Here is a 17,578-nt window from a genome sequence, read left to right on the forward strand (position 1 = left end):
ACATCCTGAACCTCGTCAAGATACACGGCCGCGCCCGGGCGATGTTCGTCAAGGACCGAATGCAACGTCGGGAAATCCTCGGACCCGAGACCGTAGAGCCGCGTGTCCTCCAGGTTGCAGAATACTGCCGCGCCGCGCTCGCGCCCCCGAAGCTGCTGTTGCAGCGTCCTCTTGCCGCAGCGCCGCATACCGGTAAGCACGAGCGCATGTCCGGCCGGACGCCGCAGCGAACGAAGCAGACGGCGCGGCACCTCCGGCACGGGCGCCCCGGCCACGGCCGGCGCCGCCAGCACCCCAGCAACTGTTTCTCGCAGTAACACACAGGCGTTCTCTCACGAGATACACCCGTGGCCAATCTTAATGACCGCCACACTGGGCAGGATGCCGCCGCCCGCAACCCAGGATATAACCAAACATCACCCAGAGGGGGGCCGAGCCGACGGCTCACCGGCGCGGCTCGGCGGGAGCCTCGCCCTCCCCATCCGGATTCTTCGCGCCATGCAATCCAGAACCTGGTCGCTCAGCGCGGGCTTCGCCCGTAGCCCGGGCGATACCGACCCCGAGGGTGTGGGTGTCTCAGCAGTCCGCAGCTCGATGGTCGGAGGGTCCGTCCATAGCGGCAAGACGAGACGCGAATGCGATGGTCGTCACGTTTGTGGCGAGCGCGGATCGACCAGAGGACTACTCACCGAACGAGGAAGTCTTCGGGCCGGCGACAGGGCAAGATTGCGGTCGTCGCGTCGAAGTGAGAGTCGTACGTGACAATTGCCTCGCATCCATGAACAGCGGCGACGACGGCGTGAGGCAAGTCGCTCGAATCACGCAGCGCCGCAAACCGCGCTGCGTAACGCCGCCGCTCGGTACGCGAAACGAGAGGAATGAGCTGGAGCGGCAGGGAGAGAATCTGCACGAGCGCCGCGCGCCCGTATGCCGCACCCGTGGAGAAGTCGGGGGCGTTGTCGATAGCAAATACATGGACCTCGTGCAGTGCGTAGAAGGAGGTGGCAGCGGCGAGCGAGCCGGAAGCAACGCGAGCAAAGAAGCTGGCGGTTGGCCGGTAGCGTTCCTGTTCGACGGTCTGGGTCAGTGTGTAGACAAGCAGCACCGAGGTGTCGACGTAGAGCACCTAGCGCGTTCCTGTTCGTTTCAGCGGAGGCGTCCTCGCCGGCCTCTCGATATCTTCGGCGTTGGCCAGGATGCGCTTGAGGCTCTCCTTGCGCGCGCGCTGGAGGAGTTTCGTCACCGGCTTTCCGCGCAAATACTTTCCGAAGTCCTTGAGCTGCATCGCCGGCATCCTCACTAACGGCAGGAGAGAAGTCAACTCGCTCCGCTGCTCCACTGCTGCACACACGACCACGGGTCGCTCGAGCTGGTCGCCTGAAACGGAAGGGCACGGACCGCTTATCTGACCGGCATTGCCGTTAACCCAGAATGCTCACCACGGCTCCGTCACGTTCTTCCAGCCCGGGCCCCGCTTCGCGAGCTTGCGGAACGGACGGCGCACGATCTGGTACGGGCGAGCGAGGTACCAGATCGGCGCGCTCCAGATGTGCACCAGCCGCGAGAACGGCACCAGCAGCACGATCGTCAGCCCCAACACGATGTGTAACTGATACACGAACGGAATCGGCGGAATCATCTGCCAGGCATCGCCGCGAAACGTCACCAGCCGCTGCGCCCACGACGCCGCCAGCAGCAGCGTGGTACCGGTCGTGTGGTCCTCCCACGAATACGGCAACGTCGCCAGCCCGATGCCGAGCTGCACCCAGATGATCGCCAGAATGAGCACATCGGACCAACTACTCGTGCGCAGAATGCGCCGGTCGAACAACCGCCGGTGCAGCAGGATCGTCGTCCCCACGAAACACACGGCACCCGAAATGCCCCCGGCGATCACTTCCAGAATGGCATGCTCCTCGACCGTGAAGCCGAGGCTCGTGTACGCCCACACCGGCGTCAGCATCCCCGCCACATGCCCCAACACCAGCGCCAGCGCGGCAACGTGGAAGACGTAACTGCCGACGACAAGCTGCCGCTTGCGCAACATCTCGCTCGACCCGCTGCGCCACGTGTACTGCTCGCGGTCGAACCGCAACCAGCTCCCGAGCAGAAACACCGTCACACAGATGTACGGATAGAGCCCGAAGAAGAACCGGTAGACCACTTCTTCCATCACGCCCTCCGAGAGACCGCGCACCCCGTCTGAATCGGCGCCCCTTGTTCCGCAGCGCCCAACGGCACCGGCTCCTCCTGCCGCTCCGCGTCGAGCCGCGCCAACTCCTCGTCCCAATCGAGCGGCAGCGGCACAGCGCACGGCACCGTCTCCACCGTCTCCCCGGCCAATTCCAGCAACGCCGCGAACACCGCGGCATAGCCGCTGCCCCGCTCCCCGAGCCGCCGGTGCAACAGCCGCAACACCGGCGCGGCATCGCTCAGCACCTGCCGGCCAACGTCCGCCGGCACCTCCGACAGGAACTCGCACAACACCGGCACGTAGTCCGGCAACTCCCCGTTCGTCGCCACGAGCCCATGGCGCTCGTACAACTCCCGCAACGCCACCATCGCCGCACCACGCTCGCGCGCATCCCCGTACGTGTGCTCGAACAGGTGCAACGATACCGCCCGATCGCGGTCGAACAGGTTCACGAACTCCTCTTCCAGATCGAGCCGGTTCCGGGTCCGCAGGCTCCGCGCCAGGGCGCCCACGCCGACCCGTGTGGACGGCGACAGCGCGCCCTCGCCGTCCACGATCGCCTCGATGTCGGCCAGCGCCTCGACCACATCGTCGCCGGGATACAGTACCAACACGCCCAGCGCCTTGAACGTCCGCGGCGTCACATCGCCTCCGACGGACCGCGCCCGCCCAGCGTCGGACCGAGGAACACGTTCGGCCGCGCCGTCGCCTGACAACCCTCGCCGAACGAAAACCCGCACGCACCGCGCAACTCGTATGCGTCCTCGACCATCTCTCGGTGTACGGTCGGAATCGCGAAGCGGTCCTCGTAGTTGGCGATCGCCAGCAAACGATACATCGCCTCGACCTGCTCGACCGCGAGCCCCACCGCCTCGAGCACGTCCGGCCGCTCCTTGCCGCCAACGTGCCGGTCGCGCATGAACACCCGCATCGCGAACATCCGTTCGAGCGCACGGACGATCGCCTCCTCGTCGCCGGCAGCCAGCAGGTTTGCCAGGTAGCGCACGGGAATCCGCAAGCGCCGCACGTCGGGAATCTCGCCGTCGAACCCGATGCGGCCCGCCTCCGATGCCGCCTGAATCGGACTCAGCGGCGGGCAGTACCAGACCATGGGCAGCGTGCGAAACTCCGGGTGCAGCGGGAACGCGATGCGCCACTCCACGGCCAGCCTGTACACCGGCGAGCGACCAGCCGCCTCCAGCCAGGGGTCGGCAATACCCGCCGCCCGCGCCTCCGCCTGCACCGCCGGATCGTGCGGATCGAGGAAGATGCCGAGGTGAGCGTCGTACAGATCGCGGGGGTTCTCCGCGGCCGCCGCCTCGCCGATCCGGTCGGCGTCGTACAGCATCACCCCGAGGTAGCGGATGCGCCCGACGCACGTCTCCGAGCATATGGTCGGCAAGCCCGCCTCGATACGCGGGAAACAGAAGATGCACTTCTCCGCCTTGCCGGACTTCCAGTTGTAATAGATCTTCTTGTACGGACAGCCCGACAGGCACATGCGCCAGCCGCGGCACTTCTCCTGATCGATGAGAACGATGCCGTCCTCTTCGCGTTTGTAGATCGACCCCGACGGACAGGTCGCGACACAGGCGGGATTGAGGCAGTGCTCGCACAACCGCGGCAGGTACATCATGAACGTCTGCTCGAAGTGGCCGAGGATCTCCTGCTCCACGCCGTCGAGGTTGGCGTCGCGCCGGCGCTCGGCAACGGCGCCGCCGAGGTCGTCCTCCCAGTTGGCACTGCCCTTGACCCGATCGATCGGTTCGCCGGTAAGCAACGACAGCGGCCGCGCCACCGGTACGTCCTCGCGTTCCCCGGCCGCCTGCAAGACCCCGTAGTCGAACGTGTAGGGCTCGTAGTAGTCGTCGACCTCGGGCATGTGCGGGTTGGCAAAGATCTTCGCCAGCGCCTGCCACCGGTTGCCGAGGTGCGGCACCAGCCTGCCGTCGGCCTTGCGCACCCAGCCGCCACGCCAGCGCCGCTGGTTCTCCCACTCCTTCGGGTAGCCGACGCCGGGCTTGGTTTCGACGTTGTTGAACCAGGCGTACTGCACCCCCTCGCGGTTCGTCCACACGTTCTTGCAGGTGATCGAGCAGGTATGGCAGCCGATGCACTTGTCGAGGTGCAGCACCATCATCACCTGGGCACGGACCTTCATGCGCGCCGCTCCTTCTCTGCCCCGGCGGGTCGTTCGCGCCAATCGAGCGACTCGAGCTTACGGATCACTACCTGGTCGTCGCGGTTGACGCCGATGGTGCCGTAGTAATTGAACCCGTAACTGAGCTGCGCGTAACCGCCGATCATGTGCGTCGGCTTCGGAATCACGCGGGTCACCGAATTGTGGATGCCGCGAGTTTTCGTCCGCGGCGACTCCGGCGTGTTCACCAGTTTTTCCTGCGCGTGGTACATCATGCAGGTGCCGGCCATGACGCGCTGGCTGACGATGGCGCGGGCGGCAACCGCGCCGTTGCCGTTGTAGACTTCGATCCAGTCGTTGTCGGCGATACCGGCCCGGCGGGCCTCCTCCTCGTTCAACCACACCACCGGCCCGCCGCGGCCGAGGGTCTGCATCAGCAGGTTTTCCGTGTAGGTGCTGTGGATCGACCATTTCTGGTGCGGCGTCAGGAAGTTCACGATCAACGCCCCGGCGCCGGGGCGGCCCTCGCGCAGGGCGTCGATCGACCGCGTGTCGAGCGGCGGCCGGTACACGGGGAATGCCTCGCCGAAGGCGCGCATCCAGGCATGGTCCTGATAAAGTTGCTGGCGGCCGGAGAGCGTGCGCCACGGCACCAGTTCGTGCACGTTAATATAGAAGGCGGTGTAGCTGACTGTCTCCGCATCGATACCGCTCCACGTCGGCGAGGTCATGACCTTGCGGGGCTGCACGGCGAGATCGCGGAACCGGATCTTCTCCGCCGAACGCGGCAGGGCGAGATGGCTGTGGTCGCGGCCGGTCTGTACGGAGAGGGCCGCGAACGACCGCATCCCGACGGCACCGTTCGTCTCCGGCGCCAGCGCCAGAATCGCCTCGCAGGCGTGCACGTCGGTATCGAGGCGAGGCAACCCGCGCCCCGGCCCGGCGCCGGCCGTCCCGTTGAGGTCGCGCAACAGATCGGTTTCCTCCGCCGCCGACCACACGATCCCCTTGCCGCCGATGCCCGGTTGCGCGACCAGGGGCCCCAGCGAGGCGAAGCGCGCGGACAGATTCGGGTAGTCCCGCTCGACCACGACGATCGCAGGCATCGTCTTACCGGGTTCCGGTTCGCACTCGCCCTTCTTCCACTCCCGCACCTCGAAGGGCTGGGCCAGTTCCCCCGCCGTGTCGTGTTGAATGGGCACGAGCAGGACATCCTTCTCGACGCCGAGCCGGCCCTGGGACTGCTCCGACACGGCCCGTGCCAGGCCCTTGAACACGTTCCAATCCGTGCGCGCTTCCCAGACCGGATCGACGGCGGCGCCGAACGGGTGCACGAACGGGTGCAGGTCGGTCGAACTGAGGTCCTGCTTCTCGTACCAGGTGGCCGCCGGCAAGACGATGTCGGCGTACATGCAGGTGCTCGACATGCGGAAGTCCAACGCGACGAGCAGGTCGAGTTTCCCTTCGGGGGCACGGTCGTGCCACACGACTTCGCGCGGCCGCGGCCCGCCGCGCGCGACCACATCGTCGGCGTCGACGCCGTTCCTGGCGCCGAGCAGGTGTTTCAGGAAATACTCGTGCCCCTTGCCGCTGGCACCGAGCAGGTTGGCGCGCCAGACGAAGAGCACGCGTGGAAAGTTCTTCGGGTCGTCCGGGTCCTCGCAGGCGAAGCGCACGCGGCCGCTCTGCAACGCGTCGACCACGTACGCCGCCGGCTCCTTCCCCGCAGCTGCCGCGTCCCGCGCCACTTGCAACGGGTTGATGTCTAGTTGCGGCGAAGACGGCAGCCAGCCCATACGTTCGGCGCGCACGTTGTAATCGATCAGACTCGCGTCCCAGTCGCCGGCCGGCGCGGTGGGCGACAGCAGATCGCGCGGGCGCACGGTTTCGTAACGGAACTGATCGCTGTGCGCGTAGAAGTACGATGTCGAGTTCATTTGGCGTGGCGGGCGTGACCAGTCCAGCGCGAAGGCGAGGGTCTGCCAGCCGACCAGCGGGCGGATCTTCTCCTGCCCGACGTAGTGCGCCCAACCACCGCCGGCCTTGCCGACACAACCGCAGAGCACGAGCAGGTTGATTACCGCGCGGTAAGTCATGTCGGTGTGGTAGGCCTGGTTGACCCCGCAGCCGATGATCACGGTCGCCCGTCCCGCGGTCTGCTCGGCGCTGCGCGCAAACTCGCGGGCGACGTCGATCGCGACCTGGCGGTCGACGCCGGTGATGCGTTCCTGCCAGGCCGGCGTGTACGCGAGGTCGTCGTCGAAGCCGGCGGCGACATTACCGCCGCCGACGCCGCGGTCGACGGCGTAGTGGGCGAGCATCAGGTCGAACACCGTCGTCACCGGCGTTCGCCCATCGCGCAACGCCAGGTGACAGACCGGCACGTGGCGCACGATCGTGGCGGCGCCGTCGGGATCGACCGTGGGGTCTCCGAACGCCGGGAAGGCAACCGGCTGCGCGTCGTCGCGGCGATCGAGCACGCTCAAAGCCAGCCGGATATCGCGGCCGTCACGTCCGTCGCGCTGCTCCAGGTTCCACTTGCCGGGCTCGCCCCAGCGGAACCCGATCGCCCCGAGCGGCACGACCGGCGAACCGTCCTTCTCGTCCAGGCCGACGGTCTTCCACTCGGGACGATTGCGTTGGCCGAGGCCATCGGGGAAGTCGGAAGCTCGCACGAATCGCTCCGGCACCCACGCGTCGCCGTGGCGCACCAGGCGCACGAGCAGCGGCAGATCCGAGTAGCGGCGCACGTAGTCCTGAAAGTACGGCACTTGCCGGTCGACGAAGAACTCCTTGAGCACGACGTGCCCCATCGCCAGCGCCAGTGCGGCGTCGGTGCGCTGGCGAGGGCGCACCCACAGGTCGGCGAACTTGGCGGCCTCGTTGTAGTCGGGGGCAACGACCACCGTCTTCGTGCCCTTGTAGCGGGCCTCGGCGAGGAAGTGGGCGTCCGGCGAACGCGTCTGCGGAACGTTCGAGCCCCAGACGAGGAGAAAGGCGGCATCGAACCAGGCCGCGCTCTCCGGAACGTCGGTCTGCTCGCCCCAGGTCATCGGCGAGCTGGGCGGCAGGTCGGCGTACCAGTCATAAAAGCTCAGGCAAGTGCCGCCGAGCAGCGAAAGGAAGCGCGTGCCCGCGGCGTAGGAAACCATCGAGAAGGCCGGGATGGGCGAAAAGCCGGCGACGCGGTCCGGGCCGTGCGTGGCCACCGTATGGACCGTGGCGGCGGCAATCAATTCTTCGGCTTCGGTCCACGACAAGCGCACGAAACCGCCGCGGCCGCGCACCCGTTTGTAGTCGGCCACGGCCACGGGATCGCCGGCGAGTTGCGCCCACGCGTCGACGGGCGCGAGGGTCTTTCGCAGCTCGCGCCAGCGCTCGATGAGCCGGCGGCGCACGAGCGGGAACTTGATGCGGGCGCTGCTGTATACGTACCAGGACGCCGAGGCGCCGCGCGGACAGCCGCGCGGCTCGTGATTGGGCAGGTCGGGACGCGTGCGTGGATAGTCCGTCGCCTGCATTTCCCAGGCGATCAGGCCGTTCTTGACGTAGACGTTCCAACTGCACGATCCGGTGCAGTTCACACCGTGCGTGGAACGAACCACCTTGTCGTATTCCCACCGCCCCCGGTAACCATCTTCCCACGTGCGATCCTCGCGGGTGACGACCCCGAGGTCGCCGGCGAACGTACCGACGTTCTTGCGGAAGAAGAGCAGGCGGTCGAGTAGATGACTCATGGCTCTCTCTACAAACTGGAGGGAAGAATTCAATCGGAATGATAAGAGGTTGGCGCAGAGGTGAAGCGGTGGACCGAGGATCCTGGGACGGCGTGCGGATACGGGCATACGCGGTGCTGGTCGGCGCCGGGGTAGGACTGGTCGGGACGGTCTTTCGGGTCGGCGTCGAGCGCGGTTACGATTTCTACTTGCAGTGGTTGGCCGCCGCTCCCGCCGAGCCGATTCCGGCCTGGGGCGTCGGCGCCCTGACCGGGGCTCTGGCCGTTACCCTGGCGGTGGCGCTCACGCGGCAGTTGGCGCCCGAGGGTGCGGGCAGCGGCATCCAGGAAATCGAAGGGTCCCTGGCGGGGTTGCGGCCGGCCCTGAGGTGGGGGCCCATCCTGGTGGTCAAGTTCGTCGGCGGCCTGCTGGCCATGTCGGCAGGAATGATCCTTGGCCGCGAGGGGCCGACCATTCATCTCGGCGGGGCTGTCGGGGCGGCACTGGCGGGCGTTGGACGGCTGGCGCGCCGTTCGACGAATATCCTCATCGGCTCGGGGTCCGCCGCCGGTCTGGCAGTGGCGTTCAACGCCCCGGTCGGCGGGGCTCTCTTCGCCATGGAAGAGATGCGCAACGAGTTCGCCTTCACACTGCGCTCGGGCCACTGCGTATTGCTGGCGACGGTGACCGCCGTTCTGGTGAGTTACCTGATAGCGGGTACCGGGCGGGTGCTGCCGATTCCCGTCTATGCCGGGCAGACACTGGCCGACTTGCTGCTGGCAGTACCGTTCGCGATCGCCGTCGGGGCCTACGGCGTCTTTCTCACCCGCGCTCTGGTGCGCACGCTCGATGCGCTGCGGGCGCTAACGGCGCGCGTCGGCTGGTTCGTGCCGGCGTTGTGCACGGGGGCGGCGATCGGCGCCCTGGTGCGACTTGTACCGGACCTGACCGGGGGCGGCGAGCTGCTGTGCGTCGAGTTGCTGGAGGCGCCGCGGGCCGTCTTGTGGTTGGGCATGCTGTTGCTGCTGCGCACGCCCATATTCACGATAAGTTATGCCAGCGGTACGCCGGGGGGGATCTTCGCGCCGCAGCTCGCGTTCGGCGCCCTCCTCGGCCTGTTGTATGCTGCCGCGATCGGCATGGTGGCGCCCGAGCTGGAGATCGAGGCGGGTCGCTACGCCGTGGTCGGCATGGCGGCGCTGCTGACCGCAACGGTGCGCGCGCCCCTGACCGGCCTTGCGCTGGTCGTCGAGATGACCGGGAATTACCCGCTTATCCCGATGGCGCTGCTGGCGTCGGTGGTCGCCGACGGCACGGCCACCGTCCTCGGAGGCAGACCGATCTACGAGACGCTGCTCCAGCGCACCCTGGCGCTCGCCGGAGGAAGCGGAGAGGCAGCGGCCGCAAAGGAGGGTAGAACGACATGATACGCAGGGGCTTTCCCGACCGCCGCCAACGCGGGCACCAACACCTGGTTGCCGCGGCCGCGGGGCTCGTTGTCATGGTCATGGCGGCCGGCGAACCGGTGCGCGGCGATGGACCCGTGCTCCCGCTCCCCGAGCACGATCGCGAGCAACTGTCCCGCTTCCTCGGTCCCGGGGTGGTCGGCGCCGCGCTGCCTTGCGATCCGATCGGCGATCCGACGACGTGGTTCCCACTGCACGCGCGCGCCAGCAAGTTCCAGTGGACCTCCGGACCGAACGCCGGTCGGACGGAGGTCCTCGCGCTCCGCGAAGCGAAACGGCCGATCGGGACCCAGGCCTGGCGTTTCGGCCTGTCGCCGGTGCTGGCGGGTTTCATCGTCAGGGACGCACAAGGCGGGCTGGCGATGCCGGCGGTTACCGACACCGCCGAGGGTCTGGTGATCGTGGCGAACCCGGCCAATCCGTTCCTGCCGGCAAATTTGCAGCCCGGCGAGACCAGACGCGTCGACAACCGGATAGCCGCGAACTACCTCGACGACCCGTACGACACCGATTACGCCGGTCGCATGGCCGGCGAGTTCACCTACGTCGGCACGTATCGGGTGACGGTACCCGCGGGAACCTTCCCGGCCGTCCTGACGCGCCTGCACGCCACAGGCAAGGTCGGACCGGCGCACGTCGAGGACACGTCATGGGCCCTGTACGCGCCCGGCGTGGGCATGGTGGCCATGGTTGCGCAGGAAGACGTCGCCGCATTCTGGATATTCCACCTCGACACGACCGCGGGCAAAGTGCTCGTCGCACAGTAGCCCCACGCCATCGACCGCTCGCGCGGCCTCGCGCTCAGCGCCGCGCCATGCGGGCGCCGGCCGCCGGGCGGCGGGCCGTACCGTCGAGCCGGTCGGCCAGCGCAAGCACGGTGTCGATGTAGGCGTCGGAACGGTTGTAGTACCAGATCGCCTGGCGGCGCTCGCTGCGGTTCGCACCGCGGCGCCAGCCGTGGTTCCGCAGGTAGTTTGCCGTCGAGGCGATGGCATCGGCCGGGTCGTACAGACTTACCCTTTCGTCGCCGTTACCGTCGGTGCCGAACTTCAGATAACTGCTGGGCAGGAACTGCGTCAGACCGAACGCACCCGCGCCGGAGCCGCGGATGGCCAGCGGGTCGATACCCAGGCGCTCGGCCATGCGGAACGTGGCCACCACCTCGGGATAGAAAAGCTGCTCCAGATACCGCGCTCGAGCCTGCGCTTGCGACGCGATGTCCGCCGCCTCCGCACCCTGCGCATCGAGGGTATGGCGGGCGATGTTGCGCGCCAGATTGCGCGGTTCGTTCGCCATCGCCAGTCGCGCCAGGCGGAAAAGCACCATCTCCCGCCCGGTGTTGCGGCCGCATTGCGTCTCGACGTGCATGATCGCCGCCAGCACGCTCGCCGGCACGCCGCTCCGCGCCGAGGCGACGCGGAACTCCCGGTCGTGCGCCATGCGGCAGGCCCGCGCGCGCGCGACACTGTCGGCCGACAGGAACCCCCGATACAGCCCTCGCGATTCGCGCGGAGCGAGTTGAAAATCGAGCCCCGAAAACACCGGCATGCGCGGGTCGTCGAACACGGCCCTGACCCGATAAGGGTCAAGCCCATCCGCCACCAGCCGATCGACGAGATAATCCCAACTGTCGTCGCCCCCGTACACGGCGGCCGCTGGCCGCACCCAGAAAAAAATCGCCCAGAGCGCCAGCACCCACCTCGACCACCACATCATGTTCGGCACCATCGCCCTTACCTCACGCGATGTCGAACCACGGCCGCATCGCCTTCTTCACCCGCACCCTCGGCCCGTGCCTCACGCCAGCAGCTTCGCCGCTTCGCGCTGCGTTGCCGCACACGCCTCGGCGCAAGCCTTGCACTCGGAATGATGGTCCTCGTGCTTGCGGCAGGCCTTCTCGCAATCGGCACAGACGTCGCGGCAGAGCTGAATCAACGTCTTCGCGTACTTCGAATCCGTCGGCGCAATCGCCGCCGTTGCCTGGCAGACCGCCAGCATCTCGTGCACGGACCTGGCGCAATCGCCGAGCGACTTGTCGCCCCGCGCCAGCTCCTTCAGGCAGTGATCCATACAGACGTTGCCGGCGTCGAAGCACCCGGCGAGAGCCGCCGTGAAAGCCGCGCTCGGGCGCGGCCCCGCCTGCTTGTGGTGGGAGTGATCGTGCGAGTCGGCCGCCGCCGGCCCCGCCCCGACCATGGCGCCGGCCACTGCCCCCGCCCCCACCAACAGAAAATCGCGTCGATCCATGCCGTCCTCCTCCTGATCGTTCTATCGCTGCTCTCATTTCAGCACGCGCAAGCGGCGTGGGCAACGAGGCAAACCACAGACCTTGCGTGCCGAGAGCAGCCGTCGTACCTAGACCGCCATGCAAGTCGACATCGGCGACCTGGTGATGCACCCCGGCTACGCACCCTATCCGCGCTACGGGCGCGTAGTCGAGCAGATCGACGACGCGCACGTGCGCGTCACCACCGTCCAGTGCGGCGACCCGCGCTGCGCGGCGGAGCACGCACACGGCGATCTGGTCTGGCAGACCGGCGACCTCCTTGCCGCCACGGCGTATCAGGCCCGCGCCGAGTGGGAGGAAGGCCGAAAGAGTTCGCCCAACGCCATGGTCGAGGCGTGAGATGACCGGCCAGGAGTGGTGGCGGGAAGCGGTGTTCTACGAGATCTACGTGCGCAGCTTCCAGGACTCCAATGGCGACGGGATCGGCGATCTGGCCGGAATCGTCGAGCGGCTCGACTACCTGAACGACGGCACACCGAAGTCACTCGGGGTCGATGCGTTGTGGCTAACGCCGATAAACCCGTCGCCGATGTTCGATTTCGGGTACGACGTCAGCGACTACCGCGGCGTCGATCCGGTGTTCGGCAGCCTCGCCGATTTCGACCGGCTCGTCGCCGAAGCGCACCGCCGCAACATCCGCATCGTCTTCGATCTCGTTCCCAACCACAGCTCGCACCTGCACCCCTGGTTCCAGTCGGCACGCCGGTCGCGCACCGATCCGCACCGCGACTGGTACGTCTGGCGCGACCCGGCGCCGGGCGGCGGGTACCCGAACAACTGGGCGAGCGCCTTCGGCGGGCCGGCCTGGACCCTCGACCCCGCCACGGGCCAGTACTACCTGCACTCGTTTCTCCCGGAACAACCCGACCTGAACTACCGTAACCCCGCGGTGGCGGCAGCCATGGAGGATGTCATCCGGTTCTGGCTGGATCGCGGCGTCGACGGCTTCCGCGTCGACGTCATGCACAAGCTCGTCAAGGACGCGGCGCTGCGGGACAACCCCGAGCCGGCGCCCGAAGAGGCCCACCCGGTCAAGCACTATGGCGGGCAGAAGCACGTCTACGACGAAGACCAACCCGAGGTGCACGACATCATCAGGAGCTGGCGGCGCATCCTCGACCGCTACGGCGATCGGACGATGGTCGGCGAGGTCTACCTGTTCGATCCTCCGCGGTTGGCCCGGTACCACGGCAACGGACATGACGAGCTGCCGCTCGCGTTCAATTTCAGCTTTCTGTGGAGTCCGTGGGATGCCGCGACGTTCCGTGCCCAGGTGGCCGAGATGGAAGCGCTGCTGCCGCCGGGCGCGCAACCAACCTACGTCCTGTCGAGCCACGACGCGCCGCGCTATCGCACTCGGTTCGACGACCCGGTGTGGGGCGAGGCGCGCGCCCGGGTCGCCGCGCTGATGCTGCTGACCCTGCGCGGCACCCCGTTCCTGTATTACGGCGAAGAGATCGGCATGCACGACGTCGTCATTCCGTTCGACCGCATTTGCGATCCGGTGGGCAAGCGCGTACCCGCCCTCGGACGCGATCCGGAACGTACGCCGATGCAGTGGGGTCCGGCCCCCGGCGCCGGCTTCACCACGGCCGCGACGCCGTGGTTACCGCTGGCCGACGACTACGCCGCGATCAACGTCGAGCGCCAGCGCCGCGACCCGCACTCCCATCTGAGTTTCTACCGGCGCGCCATCTGGTATCGAAAGCGGACCGCGGCGCTGACCCACGGAACGTACACCCCCGTGGAAGGTCCGCCCGACACGTTTATCTACCGCCGGGAGCACGGATCGAGCCGGTGCGTGGTGGCGCTGAACTTCGCCAGCGAGGGGCGCACCTTGCAGCTCCCCGGCCTCGGCGGCGCGCGCTTGTCGCTATCGACCGACCCGGATCGCAGCGAGGGCGCCCTCGGCGCCGCAGCGGTGCGACTCGGACCGTGCGAGGGGGTGGTGGTGGAGGAGGGTTTGGGGTCTTGAGGTCTTGGGGTCTTGAGGTCTTGGGGTCTTGGGGTCTTGGGGTCTTGGGGTCTTGAGGTCTTGGGGTCTTGGGGGACTTTCTCGGGAGTGCCCATGACGTGGCGGTCGTCGCAAGACGATGAAAACGCGGTCCTCTCTGCGGGGTCGGGGCCGGAACCGTTATCGGGATCGAGGGAACCGGATCGATACCGCTGCCGATACCGACCCCGATGGCCGGTCGCCATTGCGCTTGCCCACCTCCGGTCCCACTCACCCCAATCCTCGAAAGCGAAGAAGATGGAAGACCGGAAACAGGAAACCGAGGCCCCGGGGTGGCACCTCTGCAAGTCCGAGAAACGGGGTGGGGTCGGACCACGACAACCTGCGGTAATCTCTGGCTTTCGGTGACCAGATCAGGCCGATTTCACGTCCATGCCGTCGTTTTCGAAGGCTAGACTGGCCGGATACACCGCCGCGTCCTCACGCAGAACATGGGTGTAATCGATCGTTCCTCTCAACCGGGGAGCGCCGATCCGATCTGCTGACCGGTTTCCCGTCTCCGGTTTCCTATCTCCCGTTTTCCGTTCTTCTGACCTCGCCCGTGTTTGGGGAGCGCCGGTGCTGCCGGAGGCCGTCGGGACCGTCCTCGCTCCGCCAACGGCGACCCCACCGCGGCGATCGAGAAGATCCTCCGCCATCTCGGCTTGCCGACTGCGCCGGCGCCCTCGCCGGCACCCGTCCTGCCGGCGCCCGGGTGCGGCCGGCCTGCGGGCGCAATCTCTTGTCGACACGCGCTTTGTCCGCGCTGTATTCGGGCTGTGAAGGGGCGATCGTAAAGACGAGGGGGATGGCGGGCAACGCCCGAGAATTGATCTTACGTCAAACACGGCGTTTATGCCGGCTATCCGCTCTGGTCACACGTGCCTGCCCCGTCGCACGCCGCACTCGTGCAAGGGTTGTTATCGGTGTCGGTGCATGGAACTCCCGACGGCTGACCCGTGCAGTCAGCGACCTGTGCTACCGTCGGCGCGGCACCCAGCAATGCCACGGCGATTGCCAACGCGAACGACCCAACAGAACTCTTCGTCATTGCTACCCCCTCTCGTCTCCCTTGTCAGTTCCTGCAAGCCGAACGCCGGCCATCACCCGCGCGCGTCTTCTTGCGCGTCGGGTGCATGGCCCTGTTCGGCAATCCGCTTCGCACGTAGATCCACGACTTCGTGTCCTGCGGTTGGCCCCTGCGCCCTGAGTTGGGCTACGAAGGCATCGACATCGCCTTGATACTCACGCGCGATTTCGTCCTTGATCTTCCAGAGCTCTTCTATGATTGGGTCAGTCATTGCTGGTTCGCTCCCATCAGTTCCTGCGGCGTGCATATTTCTGGGCAAACGTAGCCACCCGTCGTGCAAACAGCGCGCACGAGAGGTTTCATCTCGGCATTGTCAATGTGGCGGTAATTCCAGGTGAGCAAGTAATCAATAGCGTGCACCGCTGCGATGGCGATGTGGAGAGAATCGCCGATCGCGTTCGCCGGAAGTGCACCCTCCCGGATGAGCACCTTGGACAATGCAACAACCTCGTCCGTGATCGCCAGCAATGGGATGCCGGACAGCGCCTCGAGTCTCCGTGACGCGGCCTCCGGACTTCCCCTTCCAGCCTCTTCGGTTACGACGCTGGAGCTGTATAGAGAGAATCGACTCCGTTGAGTATCCCACCAATCGACGGTCGCCTTCTGCCAGGCTGCCGCCAACAGATCACTGGTCGGCCGAGCGGTGAGGTAGGAGATGACCGATGTCTCCACATAAACCGTCTTCGGCTCCATCGCACTCAAACCATGGCTTGTGCGTCCGCGGTGGGCTCGGGCCCGTTGGTCCGAAGCTTCGCGTCTTCTCCAGTCGGCCTACTCGGCCCTGTGTCCCCCGGTTTCCCGTCTCTGCCGGTCGCCGAGTTGACGAGACGCTCCCGGAGGCAGAGTTCGGCTGCCCGAAGGGACTCACGAGCGTGTTCCAGTGTCATCGGGTCCAGCCTACGTCCGGCCCACGTCAGGCGTCAATCGCCCGCAGCGCGCGACCGCACGGGTGGGCCCATCGATAGCAAAGACCAACGCTCCAACCCGCGGCGTCAACGTTCGTCGAGCATTAGCGCCGAGGATTGTTACTCTCCCTTCTGCGTCGCCTTCTTCACAATGGTCAGATGGACCATCGATGCCGGCGGCGTGCTAAATCGGTCGGCCAGGAAGGCGCTGCACACCAGCTTCTTCGACGTGGCGATGATGCGCGCAGAGCCCGCGTTCCCAAATCCTCCACCCAGGTCGGAGTTTAGTATGATGCCCGCAGCGCTCATCGTTCCAAACAATACGGTCTGGCCAGGTACCACAGCGAGCGATGTCGCGACCCCGTCGTTGATCGGAGCACCTCCGAAGGGTGCGAAGACCTCAACCCCAACCTGAATCGTCGCTGCATCTGTGGAGGTGCAGGAGAAGTAGGTCCCCAACGCGTATCCGCCCCCGCCGTTGACCCCGGAGACGGAATACACGTGAAGCGTATTCTTGCCGGCGACCAGCATAGGCAGGGGCGTGTCGACGATGCCGGCAAACGTCGCCGAGTTTATCAGGACCGCGAGTGCTATCCCGGCCAGAGTCATTGCCGCGGTTCGAGTGCGTGGCATACCCACCTCCTCTTGATCTGTGCATCGGCGTTTTCAGCCCCGACCCCGTCCACAGCACAAGCCGAACGCCTGACGCTCAGCCGCGCGGGCCGCAACGCGCCGCTTCCCGTTGTCTGAGCCGCCACGCGGCCCGCGTCGGCTGCAGCGGCTTGTTAGGCGCGACGTTGGCTCCGGCGCTCTCGTTGGTGCTCATCCCCACAGACTCGGTCATTGCCGTAGCTTTTCGGGTGGGAACGGTCCGGGCGTTGGCGGTGGAACATAAGCCGCGATCTCTTCTTCTGATGTTTGTACGAGATAGTCGTGGACCGTCGACCGCCGCCGATACTGGTCCAGTTCCCGTGTTGCACACAACTTTCGAACTTCCCGATTCCGACCGTTGCCGTGAACCGAGAAGCACCTCCGATAGTGCCGGATAGCGTCCAACACAACGTCGAGAGGAAGCCACTGACCAGGATGCTCGCCCTGATCGTCCATTCTCCCGCCGGGTACGCGAAAGCCTTGGACCGAGATTTCACTGCCGACGATCTCCCACTCCCCTTCGTCACCAGCACTGAGCAGCGCGAAGTGCGCGCCTGTTTCGCGCATCTCTTTGTCGTCGAGCCGCAGAAGGAACGCCACCTCCTCTTGCCCAACGGCGTACGGTTTCCAGCGATGAGAGCAGGTCCAGTCGACAAACTTGAGTACGTCGAGTTCTGTGGTGTCCTCTCGACCGGCAAGGATCTCGCTAACTCGTAGAGTGAACGCTTTCTCGTTCACTGTCACGATTTCCCCGCGAACAATCAAATCGGCGAGCCCCGCGAGCTCGAAGAACTGCGGTGGGTCGTACTTCCCTTCCGCGACGGTCGCAATCTCCAATAGTGCGATCACGAGTAGCACGACCGTTCCCTCGAATCGCATCCGGTTCACACCCGCTTCCTGCCTAACGAAGAGGGTTTTTCCGCCGTCCGGCCGTACGATCGTTTGCTTGAAAGAGGAGGACCCACGGCCGGATGGCGGAAAGCCCCCGTTGAACTGAACCGCGTTGCACCGCTGTTGCTCCCTATGGGGCCTCTATCGCAAGTGGGGCGGCGATGGCAATCGAGCAGGGGTTCGAATTGTGGCGTCGGGAGGGGGGCCGAGGATCGCGATCGGCAAGGATAGGCGCATCGATGCCG

At 66.4% G+C, this 17,578-nt stretch carries 17 protein-coding genes; 4 read left to right on the forward strand and 13 right to left on the reverse strand.

The window, feature by feature from the left end:
• Window positions 1-685: 685 nt before the first annotated feature.
• The 6 genes from L6Q96_08845 to L6Q96_08870 form a co-directional block, all read right to left on the reverse strand.
• A complete protein-coding gene (locus L6Q96_08845; protein MCK6554669.1) occupies window positions 686-1,126 on the reverse strand; it encodes a PIN domain-containing protein in 441 nt (146 codons plus the stop codon).
• Entirely contained in the window at window positions 1,127-1,285 is a 159-nt protein-coding gene (locus tag L6Q96_08850) for a hypothetical protein (GenBank protein MCK6554670.1), read from the reverse strand.
• A 150-nt stretch (window positions 1,286-1,435) separates the two neighbouring features.
• Complete coding sequence (narI, locus tag L6Q96_08855; protein ID MCK6554671.1) at window positions 1,436-2,173, reverse strand: respiratory nitrate reductase subunit gamma; 738 nt, start codon at window positions 2,171-2,173, stop codon at window positions 1,436-1,438.
• A complete protein-coding gene (narJ, locus tag L6Q96_08860) occupies window positions 2,173-2,838 on the reverse strand; it encodes a nitrate reductase molybdenum cofactor assembly chaperone (GenBank protein MCK6554672.1) in 666 nt (221 codons plus the stop codon). Before narJ ends, narI begins: the two co-directional genes overlap by 1 nt.
• Complete coding sequence (narH, locus tag L6Q96_08865) at window positions 2,835-4,355, reverse strand: nitrate reductase subunit beta (protein ID MCK6554673.1); 1,521 nt, start codon at window positions 4,353-4,355, stop codon at window positions 2,835-2,837. Before narH ends, narJ begins: the two co-directional genes overlap by 4 nt.
• Window positions 4,352-8,071 (reverse strand): nitrate reductase subunit alpha, encoded by a 3,720-nt coding sequence (locus tag L6Q96_08870; GenBank protein MCK6554674.1) that lies wholly within the window; start codon window positions 8,069-8,071, stop codon window positions 4,352-4,354. Before L6Q96_08870 ends, narH begins: the two co-directional genes overlap by 4 nt.
• A gap of 68 nt (window positions 8,072-8,139) precedes the next feature.
• Here L6Q96_08870 and clcA point away from each other — a divergent pair, with 68 nt between their 5' ends.
• Complete coding sequence (gene clcA, locus L6Q96_08875; protein ID MCK6554675.1) at window positions 8,140-9,477, forward strand: H(+)/Cl(-) exchange transporter ClcA; 1,338 nt, start codon at window positions 8,140-8,142, stop codon at window positions 9,475-9,477.
• Entirely contained in the window at window positions 9,474-10,283 is an 810-nt protein-coding gene (locus L6Q96_08880; GenBank protein ID MCK6554676.1) for a hypothetical protein, read from the forward strand. The genes clcA and L6Q96_08880 overlap by 4 nt, the downstream gene beginning before the upstream one ends.
• A 34-nt stretch (window positions 10,284-10,317) precedes the next feature.
• Here the strand turns inward: L6Q96_08880 and L6Q96_08885 are convergent, their stop codons facing one another.
• Entirely contained in the window at window positions 10,318-11,244 is a 927-nt protein-coding gene (locus tag L6Q96_08885; protein MCK6554677.1) for a lytic murein transglycosylase, read from the reverse strand.
• Window positions 11,245-11,313: 69 nt separating this feature from the next.
• Window positions 11,314-11,763, reverse strand: a complete 450-nt coding sequence (locus L6Q96_08890; GenBank protein ID MCK6554678.1) for a Csp1 family four helix bundle copper storage protein — start codon at window positions 11,761-11,763, stop codon at window positions 11,314-11,316.
• A gap of 118 nt (window positions 11,764-11,881) precedes the next feature.
• Between L6Q96_08890 and L6Q96_08895 the strand changes: the two genes are divergently transcribed.
• Complete coding sequence (locus L6Q96_08895) at window positions 11,882-12,142, forward strand: hypothetical protein (GenBank protein MCK6554679.1); 261 nt, start codon at window positions 11,882-11,884, stop codon at window positions 12,140-12,142.
• 1 nt (window position 12,143) lies between these two features.
• A complete protein-coding gene (locus L6Q96_08900; protein ID MCK6554680.1) occupies window positions 12,144-13,778 on the forward strand; it encodes a DUF3459 domain-containing protein in 1,635 nt (544 codons plus the stop codon).
• 880 nt (window positions 13,779-14,658) lie between these two features.
• On the opposite strand, the gene L6Q96_08905 is transcribed toward L6Q96_08900, so the two are convergent.
• From L6Q96_08905 to L6Q96_08925, 5 genes are all read right to left on the reverse strand, one after another.
• Window positions 14,659-14,847: a hypothetical protein gene (locus L6Q96_08905; protein ID MCK6554681.1), complete on the reverse strand. Its 189-nt coding sequence runs from the start codon at window positions 14,845-14,847 to the stop codon at window positions 14,659-14,661.
• A gap of 52 nt (window positions 14,848-14,899) precedes the next feature.
• The gene (locus tag L6Q96_08910; protein ID MCK6554682.1) at window positions 14,900-15,097 is read right to left on the reverse strand and encodes a hypothetical protein; all 198 of its coding nucleotides are present in this window, start codon (window positions 15,095-15,097) and stop codon (window positions 14,900-14,902) included.
• The gene (locus L6Q96_08915) at window positions 15,094-15,579 is read right to left on the reverse strand and encodes a type II toxin-antitoxin system VapC family toxin (GenBank protein ID MCK6554683.1); all 486 of its coding nucleotides are present in this window, start codon (window positions 15,577-15,579) and stop codon (window positions 15,094-15,096) included. Before L6Q96_08915 ends, L6Q96_08910 begins: the two co-directional genes overlap by 4 nt.
• Window positions 15,580-15,911: 332 nt before the next feature.
• The gene (locus tag L6Q96_08920; protein ID MCK6554684.1) at window positions 15,912-16,424 is read right to left on the reverse strand and encodes a hypothetical protein; all 513 of its coding nucleotides are present in this window, start codon (window positions 16,422-16,424) and stop codon (window positions 15,912-15,914) included.
• Window positions 16,425-16,631: 207 nt separating this feature from the next.
• Window positions 16,632-17,300, reverse strand: a complete 669-nt coding sequence (locus tag L6Q96_08925; GenBank protein ID MCK6554685.1) for a hypothetical protein — start codon at window positions 17,298-17,300, stop codon at window positions 16,632-16,634.
• Between the last annotated feature and the right edge of the window lie 278 nt (window positions 17,301-17,578).

Source organism: Candidatus Binatia bacterium, assembly GCA_023150935.1.
In the GTDB taxonomy this organism is placed as follows: domain Bacteria; phylum Desulfobacterota; class Binatia; order HRBIN30; family HRBIN30; genus JAKLJW01.

Excerpts from the sequence above, each read along its gene's own strand:
- L6Q96_08850 (MCK6554670.1), bottom strand. The coding sequence starts at position 1,285 with ATGCAGCTCAAGGACTTCGGAAAGTATTTGCGCGGAAAGCCGGTGACG.
- narI (MCK6554671.1), bottom strand. The coding sequence starts at position 2,173 with ATGGAAGAAGTGGTCTACCGGTTCTTCTTCGGGCTCTATCCGTACATC.
- narH (MCK6554673.1), bottom strand. The coding sequence starts at position 4,355 with ATGAAGGTCCGTGCCCAGGTGATGATGGTGCTGCACCTCGACAAGTGC.
- L6Q96_08870 (MCK6554674.1), bottom strand. The coding sequence starts at position 8,071 with ATGAGTCATCTACTCGACCGCCTGCTCTTCTTCCGCAAGAACGTCGGT.
- L6Q96_08880 (MCK6554676.1), top strand. The coding sequence starts at position 9,474 with ATGATACGCAGGGGCTTTCCCGACCGCCGCCAACGCGGGCACCAACAC.
- L6Q96_08885 (MCK6554677.1), bottom strand. The coding sequence starts at position 11,244 with ATGGTGCCGAACATGATGTGGTGGTCGAGGTGGGTGCTGGCGCTCTGG.
- L6Q96_08890 (MCK6554678.1), bottom strand. The coding sequence starts at position 11,763 with ATGGATCGACGCGATTTTCTGTTGGTGGGGGCGGGGGCAGTGGCCGGC.
- L6Q96_08895 (MCK6554679.1), top strand. The coding sequence starts at position 11,882 with ATGCAAGTCGACATCGGCGACCTGGTGATGCACCCCGGCTACGCACCC.
- L6Q96_08900 (MCK6554680.1), top strand. The coding sequence starts at position 12,144 with ATGACCGGCCAGGAGTGGTGGCGGGAAGCGGTGTTCTACGAGATCTAC.
- L6Q96_08905 (MCK6554681.1), bottom strand. The coding sequence starts at position 14,847 with ATGACGAAGAGTTCTGTTGGGTCGTTCGCGTTGGCAATCGCCGTGGCA.
- L6Q96_08910 (MCK6554682.1), bottom strand. The coding sequence starts at position 15,097 with ATGACTGACCCAATCATAGAAGAGCTCTGGAAGATCAAGGACGAAATC.
- L6Q96_08915 (MCK6554683.1), bottom strand. The coding sequence starts at position 15,579 with ATGGAGCCGAAGACGGTTTATGTGGAGACATCGGTCATCTCCTACCTC.
- L6Q96_08920 (MCK6554684.1), bottom strand. The coding sequence starts at position 16,424 with ATGCCACGCACTCGAACCGCGGCAATGACTCTGGCCGGGATAGCACTC.